The organism is Kamptonema formosum PCC 10802 (assembly GCF_000332335.1).
GTDB lineage: Bacteria > Cyanobacteriota > Cyanobacteriia > Cyanobacteriales > Oscillatoriaceae > Oscillatoria.
In genome coordinates, this window is record NZ_KB235948.1 from 2,455,152 (window position 1) to 2,465,049 (window position 9,898).

Genomic DNA, 9,898 nt, shown 5'->3' on the forward strand with positions numbered 1-9,898 from the left:
AGCGACACTTTCCCATCATTTTAACGGCCACCAAAACTTCTAAAACTTAGAACCGCACATATATTGCCCTTTGCGCCCTCATAAAACAGCCTTGAACTCGCCCATATTCTTTTACCTGCCCCGCCTGCGCCAGATCGCTCTAGACATCAACACCTCCACGGCTTCTGTGTTCAGCGGCTTGGAGAAAAAGTATCCCTGCCCCAGCCCACTGTTAGAGCCGGTCGCCCTCAGCTGTTCCAGCTGATCCGCTGTTTCCACTCCTTCTGCCACCACACCTATCCCTAAATTATGGGCCAGGGTCACGATCGCCCGGACAATCTCTGAACTCTCGCCATCCGCTCCCATCCTGCCGATCAGGGAGCGGTCGATCTTCAGCGCATCAAATGGAAAGCGGTGCAAGACGCTCAGGGATGAATGGCCCGTCCCGAAGTCATCAATGTAAAGCCCCACACCCAGATTTTTCAGCTGCCCGATCTTGGCCGCCGCCGCGTTTAGATTTTCCCCAATCGCGGTTTCGGTAATTTCCAGGTTCAAACTCCGGGGAGAGATGCCGGTTTCTTGCAGGATGCAGAGAATCTGTGGGATCAAATCCGCTTGTGAGAACTGTTTCCCTGAAATATTCACGCTAATTGTTAAGGGCGGGCTGGCCGGAAAGAGCTCCTGCCACACGCACATTTGGCGGCAAGCCTCACGCAGCACCCAGTAGCCAATGGGGACAATTAATCCCGTTTCTTCTGCCACCGGCATAAACTCCTCCGGAGCAATTATACCCCGGTTGAAGTGCTTCCAGCGCACCAGCGCCTCAAACCCCGCAATCGCGCCGGTTTCCAGGGACACCACCGGCTGGTAGTGAATCTGAAACTCTTGGCGCTCAATGGCTCGTCGCAGCTCGCTCTCCAGCTGCAACAGCGCGACTTCCCGCGCCTGCATTGCTGGGTCGAAAACTTGATGCCGCGCCCTGCCTGCAGACTTGGCGCGATACATCGCTAAGTCCGCATCCCGCAGCAGTTCCTCCGGTTCGCTATAATCGCCGGCACTCAAAGCGATGCCGATGCTTGCAGAGGTGGATATTTGACGATTGTTTAGGTTAAAAGGTAATTCTAGCTGTTTTTGAATCCGCTTGGCAACTGCTGTGGCGTCGCTGATGTGATGGATATCTTCCAGGAGCATTGCGAACTCGTCCCCTCCCAGACGCGCCAGGGTATCTCCAGAACGCAGGCAAGGCACCAGCCTGGCAACGAATTCAACCAGCAGTTGGTCGCCACACTGGTGACCGAGGCTGTCGTTGATCGTCTTGAAGCGATCTAAATCCAGAAACAGGACAGCAAATAAATAATCTGGCCGCCGTTTAGCCAGCTCAAATGCGTGTTCCAGCCGGTTCATGAATAAGGCTCGGTTAGACAGGCCGGTCAGCGGGTCGTGAAACGCATGGTGCCGTAGCTGTTCTTCGGCGACTTTCCGCTTGGTGATGTCCGTCATATAGCCCGCCATCCGGCAAACCCCCCCGTTTCCATCCCGAACTGCAATACCCCGACAGCACGCCCACAGATAAGTTCCATTCTTGTGCGAAATGCGACACTCACTTTCAAAGTGAGGGGTCAGTCCCTCGACATGATTGGCGATCTCCGTTTGCACCCGGATGATGTCTTCTGGGTGTATCCGGTTCAGCCATTCCTCCGGGCTGTTTCCGATTTCTGTCTCCTCCCAGCCCAACAGGGATTTCCAGCACTCAGAAAAATAGATAGCGTTCGTTTGCAAATTCCAGTCCCACAGCCCAACTTTTGCACCGGCGCTCGCTAGGGCATAGTGCTCCACGCTCTCTCGCAAGGCGATCTCCGCCCGCTTGCGCTCGCTCAATTCTTTTTCCAGCTCTGATGCCGCCGCCTCTGCTGCCTGCGCTCGCTGTAGCGCTGCCGAGTTTCGCTGGCGCTCCATTGCCGCACTCAGCAGGCAAGCTACTGATTGCAGAAATTGAATCTCATCTTTGGTGAAAGTCCTCGCTTGCGTTGCGTGCGCGCTCAGAACCCCCAAAGGTTGGTTCCCCTCTTTAATCAGGACGCTCATGCCGCTGGCAATCCTGCAGTCCTGAAAAATCTGCGGCACCCTGAAGCGGGTTTCTTTGGAGAAGTCTGTGACAATCGCTAGCTCTTGACTAACCAACGGATAGCCGAACTCGGAATCAGGAAACGCCTCTAGGGTGGCGCTCCCTATCAGCTCTGGGTTCCAGCCGGTTCCAGCCCGCAGGAGCAAGACTTGGCGCTCTGGAAGAAACTCCCAAAAATCGAAATACTCCACCTTCAAGGTTTGACCTGCAAGTTTGACAGTCTTGTCGATAAAATTGCCAAGGGTTATTTCTGGCACAGCACGCCCCAGCTCAACTAACGTGTTCTGCTGAGAAGCGCGCTTCCTCACCCTGCTGAGGATGCAGTTAAACTGTCGGGCTATGTTGAGGAACTCATCGCGCCCAGGGGGGTGGTCCCCTTCGGGGAGAAGCACTGTCATATCTCCTGCTGCAACCAGCTCTGCAGCGCGCGAGAGCCTTGCTAACCGGCACAGCACAGCCCAGTAGAAAATGAGTGCCAGAGCGCTGATTTCCAAAGCGACACTCGCTGCCGCCGCCACTGCGGCACTCTGTGTGGCTGCCGCAATGGCTTGATTGCGGCGCTTTCGTGCCGCCCGCACACCTACGGTAGCGACTGCCCGCTCGTTCACCTTCACCGGCATTTTGATTTCCAGTTCCTCTGCGTCTGTATTCTCTTTCTGCCTCTCGGTGACTCTGACAGAAGTGCCGGTGCCTGCAGCCCCTGCATCAGAGCAGGCAGAACACTCTACCGGCTCTGTACTGGCCCAGAGTTGCGGCACCCCTTCGCTCAGGCGGTAGATGTGGATGCGCTCGACCGACGGCTCGGATTTTTTGATGTTTTGCAGAAAGGCATTCATCTGTGCGGCATCCTCGGGTTCAGCCTGGAATATAGCCCCGACAGCCGCTGCCAGCTGTCGCGCCTGCTCTCTGTCTGACTCCTTGAGGCGCTCCCCCACTGTATTAACTGTGCTGATGCCCAGCAGCGTTGCTGTCGCGACGGTCACGGTAACCACTGGGACGCCAATCTTCACTGCCACCGGCAACTGCCGGTCGAGCCAGCGCCGGGCTTGAACCAGGTAAGACCCATTAAATACCCGCTGTTCCCTCAATAGCTGCCCTTCCGAGCCGGAAAGCACATTTTGTTGATTTCCGTCTCTCCCCTTAATAATGGCGCTCATCTTTGTCCACCTGATTTTTCCCCTAGATTGGCTGTTCCGACTGGGCGCACAGTTTAGAATGTCACCTGTTTTTTATTTTCTTAAATTCTCCGCACCCTCTTTCTATTACCCCAAATCTTTTCTAAGAATAGCTCTTTTATGCTACCCTATAAAAACCGCTCATATCTCTGTCTAAAGGAGTATTTTTTGCCGTAGCGAGTTGAAAAGAATATTAAATCATAAAAGCTTCAGATCGGGCTTGTAGCGGAAAAGCTCTTTCTGATTTTGGCTCAATTTGAGTGGCTCTAATCCCTATCTTTTTGCCTGACAAGCGGTTTCCGTAAAGCTGCGTAAACTTTATCTAAACTTTCATATTATTTTTGTAAAGTTACGTAATTTTATTTAAGCAACCGGCTCTCCCACAAGCTTCGAGCGGTGCAGAGGAGTGCCAGTCAAGCGCGCCCGGACGAGGATTTTTTCCCCTGCCGGCCCACAATGGCCAAAGTACAGGGCCATGACTTGTAGCGGATACGAGCCAGCCAGACCGGCTTTTCACCGGGAACGCCCGGTGGCGCGCGGCACCCGACTCAGGGATGGGCCAAAGTTCAAATAGCCGGTGCCCAGTTCAAATCGCTAAAATGTGCGCTGTCACCCACTCTGACCGCACAGCGGCTTATTGGGGCGGTGATGTCCTCGTTTGTAGTTGGGCTTCAGCCCAAAGTTTGTAGTTGGGCTTCAGCCCAAAGTTCGCAGTTGGGCTTCAGCCCAAAGTTCGCAGTTGGGCTTCAGCCCAAAGTTCGCAGTTGGGCTTCAGCCCAAAGTTCGCAGTTGGGCTTCAGCCCAAAGTTCGCAGTTGGGCTTTAGTCCCACAGTTTGTAGTTGGGCTTCAGCCCAAAGTTCGCAGTTGGACTTCAGCCGAAAGTTCGCAGTTGGACTTCAGCCCCACAGGCAGCACACTGTCTGGGTAACGCGCCATAAAGGAAACCCATCATATGACCAAACCACTAGATGAGACGCTCTCTAGAGAAATTGCTGCCCGCATCAACAGCAAAGCTACCAACTGCTTTGACAATGCTTATAAAGCAGCATTAGCCACCAAAGGAGCCCTATACGTCCAAGGCTTTTTGGCGTTTGCGGGAGCGCCGTACAAACCCCTCGAATACAGTTGGATTGAGCTTGAAGAGCGGATTGTCGATCCCACCTTTCCCCACCTCCACAAAAGCGAACTCTACTACTTCCCCGCACAGCGCCTGACCGTCAAGAAACTTAAAGCCATAATAGAAGAATCTAAAGAAGACTATCCAGAAGATGACCCACTCCCCATTTATGGAGAGCCACCATACGAGTATTATGGCGACGTAATGTTAGGCGGCAGTGACTACCAAAATGCCTACGAACAGGCAGAAGCTAAGTGCAAGGAGCTGAATCAAGACAAAGGACCGGAGGCTAACTAATACCCATTTAATTTTCTCGCGGGCGCTGATATACCAGTTATCAATGATTTGTGAAACTTCAGGGGGCCAGAAACCGGGTTTCTTTAAGAAACCCGGTTTCTAGAGAATTTAATTCTTTTCCCCTTTAACTTTCAATCTCCCCTCCGCTAAAAGCCTTAACTTTTCGCGGTCTAGCAACTTAATTTTCGCTCCATCTATCGCAATCAGCTTCTCACCGGCAAGCCGCGCAAACACCCGCGAGAGCGTCTCCGGAATCGTCCCCAGAAAAGCAGCCAGCTGCCCCTTCGTAATATCCAGCTCCACTGACTCCCCGCTCCCCGCACCTTCGCTCAGATACAGCAAATAAGCAGCCAAACGCCCCGGCACCTCCTTCAGCGACAGGTCTTCAATCAGCTGAGCGAACCGGCGCAAGTGCCCCGCAAAAATCGCGAGAATATTGATAGCTAGCGTCGGGTGCTGCTGCAGGAGTTCCAAAAAAGCAGTGCGGCGGAACAGCAGCACCTCGCTCGCCTCCAGCGCCTCAGCAGAAGCCGGAAACGCTTGTCCGTCAAACGCCGGCACCTCCGCAAAATGCTCGCCGGCTGCGAATATTCGCAAAATCTGCTCTTTCCCTTCCGGAGAGAACTTAAAGACTTTCACCCTCCCTCTCACAACCACAAAAAAGCCCACACCTTCATCCCCTTCCCAGAAGAGTGCCTCACCTTTTTGATAGCTTTGCTTGACGGCAATATTAGCCAAGGCATCCAGCTGGTTTTGAGGCACCCCCCGAAACATCTGGGTTTGGGCGATAAATTCACTGAGTTCAGCAGGTTTGTGATTCACGTTTAATATAATGTCCGGTCAATTGAGGGCAAAAAAATCTAATCTTTTTCTTACTCCCCCTCTCCCCTTGTGGGAGAGGGGGTTGGGGGGTGAGGGGGCTGCGGTAGTGCAAGGACATGATATAAGCTGTCGAGCCGGTTGGACACTTCTGCCGGTGGGTGACGCGCAGCGTCAACCACCCTACTTTGGCAAGTTCACTGCAGTTTAGCATGCAGTTTGAAAGATGTCAAGCTAATTCTACGAACGCCGATGCCCTTGTCTCTACACGAGTTCGGATTCAAAAGTAGCGTTCCGCTCGGCGGAACGCACCGGCGGCGAGTATTTTTGCTTAGTAGGAAATTGTGCTTAACTCCTGTATAAATCGGTGAAAGATTGTTAACAATCTTAAAGTAATATCGAGCGAGGTCATAAAAAAACAATCGTGTTGCGCAACCGGCACAACTCAAGCCCCGGAAGGGGTTTGCGGCTTTTTGGGGAGTGCGGGCAGCCGGTGAAATTCCTGATTTCTTGTAAAGATTGACTTAAGTCAAAGCGATCTCCCGCGAGCCGGTTCTAGAGTGGTATCAGACAACGAAAGAGACGCTTTGGAGATGTGACCTATGTTTTGCAGCCAGTGCGAACAAACTGCCGGTGGGGAAGCCTGCTACAAATGGGGAGCTTGCGGCAAAAGCCCGGAAGTGGCCGCCCTGCAAGATTTGCTGACCCACACCCTGCGGGGGCTAGGACTTGTGGCGCTCGCCGCTCGCCAGGTGGGCGTCGCCAGCCGCGAAGTTGACGCCTTCACCTGCGAAGCGCTGTTTTCCACCCTCACGAATGTTGACTTCGACGCGCAGAGATTTATCGAGTATATCAACCGGTCAGTCGCGCTGCGGGACGCCTTGAAAGCCCAAGTCGGGGCAATCGCCCCCCAGGCCATTCCAGAAGGCCCAGCCACCTTTGAGCCGGCGCAAACCCTGGAAGGTTTGGTGCAGCAAGGCAAAGATGTGGAATTCGAGTTCATCTCCAAAGCCGGTCACAACACAGACATTTTCTCCCTAAAACTGACTGTCCTTTACGGCATCAAAGGGATTGCCTCCTACGCCTACCACGCCGGACACTTGGGCCACGAAGACCCAGCGATTGGCGCTTTCCTCCACGAAGCCTTAACCAGCCTTGACAGCCAAGAGCTGTCGCTGGAAGAGTGGGTGGGTATCGCCCTGAAAGTGGGCGAGATTAACCTGCTGGCGATGCAGCTGCTGGACGCCGCCAACACCGGCACCTATGGCCATCCCGTCCCCACACCCGTCCCCCTCGGTGTCAAGCAAGGCAAGGCCATCTTAGTGTCTGGCCACGATTTGAAGGACCTCGAAGAACTGCTCAAACAAACGGAAGGCAAAGGCATCTACATCTACACCCACGGGGAAATGCTGCCGGCGCACGGCTATCCGGGGTTGAAGCAAAAATACCCGCACCTTTACGCTCACTACGGCACCGCTTGGCAGAACCAGACGAAAGAGTTTCCAGCATTTCCGGGTGCGATTGTGATGACCACAAACTGCCTGATGCCGCCCCACGATTCTTATAAAGACCGGGTTTTCACGCTGGGGCCGGTGGGTTGGCCAGGAGTCACCCATCTGGACAGCCGCGACTTCGCGCCGGTGATTGCGCTGGCGCTGGCGATGCCTGGATTTGCCGAAGATAGCGACAGGGGTCGCGTCACCACCGGCTTTGCCCGCAATGCGGTGCTCGGTGTTGCCGGTGCTGTGATTGAAGCCGTCAAACGGGGAGAGATTCGCCATTTCTTCTTAGTGGGAGGTTGCGACGGTGCCAAACCAGTCCGCAACTACTACAGCGAGTTGGTGGAAAAAGTGCCGCAAGACTGCGTGGTGCTGACTCTCGCCTGCGGCAAATTCCGCTTTTTTGACCAGGAAATGGGAGATATTCACGGGATTCCCCGGCTGATGGATGTTGGCCAGTGCAATGACGCCTACTCGGCGGTACAGATTGCTTTGGCGCTGGCGAATGCGTTTGAGGTGGGCGTCAACGATTTGCCGCTGTCGCTGATCCTGTCGTGGTACGAACAAAAGGCTGTGGCGATTTTGCTGACGCTGCTGTATCTGGGGATTCAGAATATCCGCTTAGGGCCAACTATGCCGGCGTTTATCACCCCGAATGTGTTCAAGCTGCTGTCGGAAAAATATGGCCTGAAGGCGATTACGACGCCGGATGCCGATTTGGCGGCTTGTTTGGGCGCTTCTGCAGAAGCTTAAGGATCTGAGCGCCACCCACCGGCACCCCTGCAGCATTTAGGGGTGCCGGTGGGCCGGGGCGAATGGGCCCGAAAAAAAAGAACCCGCCTCAAAGGAGATTGGCGGGATTTAAATCAACTTTAAAGAAGGAGGCATTAAAGAAGGCATTTATGGTTATCAAGTATGCCGCAACTTTAAGGTTTGTAAATCTGCCGCCAGTAAGATTTTTAAAACGCGCAAAGTGTGCTATAGGGCGGGGGCGGGTTTATTGCAACCCTTCCTCGGTGTGCGGAGCGTTCGGCGCTCGCCCCGCCCCAACGCACGCGATTATCCCTCGTTCCAGGGCGGGCACGGGGACCCGCCCCTACCGCCTGGGAACGCGCCTCGGTCGGCTCTGCCTCTTTTATACCATAAGCAGAGCAAAAGTGTAACATCTTATACAGACATTTCGGATCAGCCCTAATACTGCGCACGCGGTGGCCCAGAGTTCTGGGGAAGCCGGTTTTGACAGCCGGTAAACCGCAGCCACAGGGATATAGCAGCAGTCATATTGGTTAGGACATCAGTGACCTAGGGAAAAAGGCGTAGGCTAAGGCGAACGCCTTAGCCTCTTGATATAATGTCCTAACCTAAGTGCATACTGCTATATATAGCGGTTCTAAGTGAGTTGTGAAAAGGTAGAAACAAAAGTAGAAACCCGGTTTCTCCAAGAAACCGGGTTTGTAGCACAAATTATTTATAATTTCTATATGTGCAAAATAGACGCATCGTTACGCTCGGGAATGGTTTGCCGGCGGCTGCCAGGCGGGAAAAATTTTCCTGTGATAGAGTTAGGATAGCCTTATTTCTATCCAAAGCGCATGATCGCGATCAATTCAGCACTGACAGACAGGCTAGCGGACTTAACAGACGGGCTGTTCTGGATAAGCGAAAGGGATTTTTATCCGTTTCAAGTCTTTGCCTGGGAAACAGCAGCCATCACGCCAAGACAGCTGCTGCAACTCACCCACCATCCCCCAAACACGCCGGTGGAAGTGGTGGATTTTGATAATTTATTCGCACCGGCACTGCAACAGCGAGACGGGCAAACTGAAAAAGAAAAACAGACAGTGGGGAGATATCACATCCTGAAAAATTTCCTAAAATATCACCTGAGCCATATTAAAGTGTACCGAGTCGGCACCGGCAGGGTTGACATCTACATCATCGGCACCACGCGGGATGACAATCTGGCGGGGCTTTCCACTGTAGCGGTAGAAGCTTGACTGCCGGCTTGTCGGTGCCGGTGTTTCCGGTGTTTGCTTATATTCTATCGGGTTGCATCTATTTTGTCAAATTTTAGGGGCGGGTAAGTGGAAATCTTTGTGGGATAATCAGGATTATAATTGCTACTTTCCAGGCGATTGGAAATCGCGGCTATACAAACAAAGCCCGCCTACGCGGGCTAAGATAAGAGGGAGATTTTCACAAGATGCGCGGGTTTTCCTCGTTCCCAGCCTCAGGCTGGTAACGCCTATTTGGAGGCTCGGCCTCCTTCTCCCCAACCAATGAAGCGACATTCCGCTTTGCGGGCGATAATCCCCCATTAATTCGCCAACAAGCTCAGAGAATTCGCGGCTATATATAAAACATTAGCCTGAGCAGGCTTCAGAATCCCATGACACCGGCAGAATTTGAGTATTTAATACGAAAGACAGTCACCTATCTGGAATTTCATGCCGATGATTCGGCAAAGGAGATAGCGGCGGAGTGGCGGCGGGTGCTGGCGGAAATCCAGCAGATGAAAAAGCGGGCTGTTAAAAAGACAGCCAAGATAGAAAGCCGCCGGTCAAAAAGAGATGACAAGGAATAAGCCGGTGCGCAGTTCGTAGTTGGGCTTTAGCCCAAAAAGGTTCGTAGTTGGGCTTTAGCCCAAAAAGGTTCGTAGTTGGGCTTTAGCCCAAAAAGGTTCGTAGTTGGGCTTTAGCCCAAAAAGGTTCGTAGTTGGGCTTTAGCCCAAAAAGGTTCGTAGTTGGGCTTTAGCCCAAGGTTCGTAGTTGGGCTTTAGCCCAAAGGTTCGTAGTTGGGCTTCAGCCCAAAAAGGTTCGTAGTTGGGCTTTAGCCCAAAAAGGTTCGTAGTTGGGCTTTAGCCCAAAAAGGTTCGTAGTTGGGCTT

General features: G+C 53.1%; 6 protein-coding genes. 4 read left to right on the forward strand and 2 right to left on the reverse strand.

What is annotated here, in order from left to right; translation table 11 throughout:
* Positions 1-111 precede the first annotated feature (111 nt).
* Complete coding sequence (locus OSC10802_RS44210) at positions 112-3,261, reverse strand: bifunctional diguanylate cyclase/phosphodiesterase (protein ID WP_017716726.1); 3,150 nt, start codon at positions 3,259-3,261, stop codon at positions 112-114.
* Between the two features lie 971 nt (positions 3,262-4,232).
* On the opposite strand from OSC10802_RS44210, the gene OSC10802_RS0110420 reads away from it, so the two are divergent.
* Positions 4,233-4,694 (forward strand): hypothetical protein, encoded by a 462-nt coding sequence (locus OSC10802_RS0110420; RefSeq protein WP_017716728.1) that lies wholly within the window; start codon positions 4,233-4,235, stop codon positions 4,692-4,694.
* A gap of 108 nt (positions 4,695-4,802) precedes the next feature.
* Here the strand turns inward: OSC10802_RS0110420 and OSC10802_RS0110425 are convergent, their stop codons facing one another.
* Entirely contained in the window at positions 4,803-5,516 is a 714-nt protein-coding gene (locus OSC10802_RS0110425; protein WP_017716729.1) for a Crp/Fnr family transcriptional regulator, read from the reverse strand.
* 599 nt (positions 5,517-6,115) lie between these two features.
* Between OSC10802_RS0110425 and hcp the strand changes: the two genes are divergently transcribed.
* From hcp to OSC10802_RS0110440, 3 genes are all read left to right on the forward strand, one after another.
* Complete coding sequence (gene hcp / locus OSC10802_RS0110430; protein WP_017716730.1) at positions 6,116-7,765, forward strand: hydroxylamine reductase; 1,650 nt, start codon at positions 6,116-6,118, stop codon at positions 7,763-7,765.
* A gap of 839 nt (positions 7,766-8,604) precedes the next feature.
* Positions 8,605-9,009, forward strand: a complete 405-nt coding sequence (locus OSC10802_RS0110435; RefSeq protein WP_017716731.1) for a nuclease A inhibitor family protein — start codon at positions 8,605-8,607, stop codon at positions 9,007-9,009.
* Between the two features lie 392 nt (positions 9,010-9,401).
* Entirely contained in the window at positions 9,402-9,596 is a 195-nt protein-coding gene (locus tag OSC10802_RS0110440; RefSeq protein ID WP_017716732.1) for a hypothetical protein, read from the forward strand.
* Positions 9,597-9,898 lie beyond the last annotated feature (302 nt).

What these genes read in the sequence shown, in the direction of transcription:
- OSC10802_RS44210 (WP_017716726.1), bottom strand. Translation starts at nt 3,261, where the DNA reads ATGAGCGCCATTATTAAGGGGAGAGACGGAAATCAACAAAATGTGCTT.
- OSC10802_RS0110435 (WP_017716731.1), top strand. Translation starts at nt 8,605, where the DNA reads ATGATCGCGATCAATTCAGCACTGACAGACAGGCTAGCGGACTTAACA.
- hcp (WP_017716730.1), top strand. Translation starts at nt 6,116, where the DNA reads ATGTTTTGCAGCCAGTGCGAACAAACTGCCGGTGGGGAAGCCTGCTAC.
- OSC10802_RS0110420 (WP_017716728.1), top strand. Translation starts at nt 4,233, where the DNA reads ATGACCAAACCACTAGATGAGACGCTCTCTAGAGAAATTGCTGCCCGC.
- OSC10802_RS0110440 (WP_017716732.1), top strand. Translation starts at nt 9,402, where the DNA reads ATGACACCGGCAGAATTTGAGTATTTAATACGAAAGACAGTCACCTAT.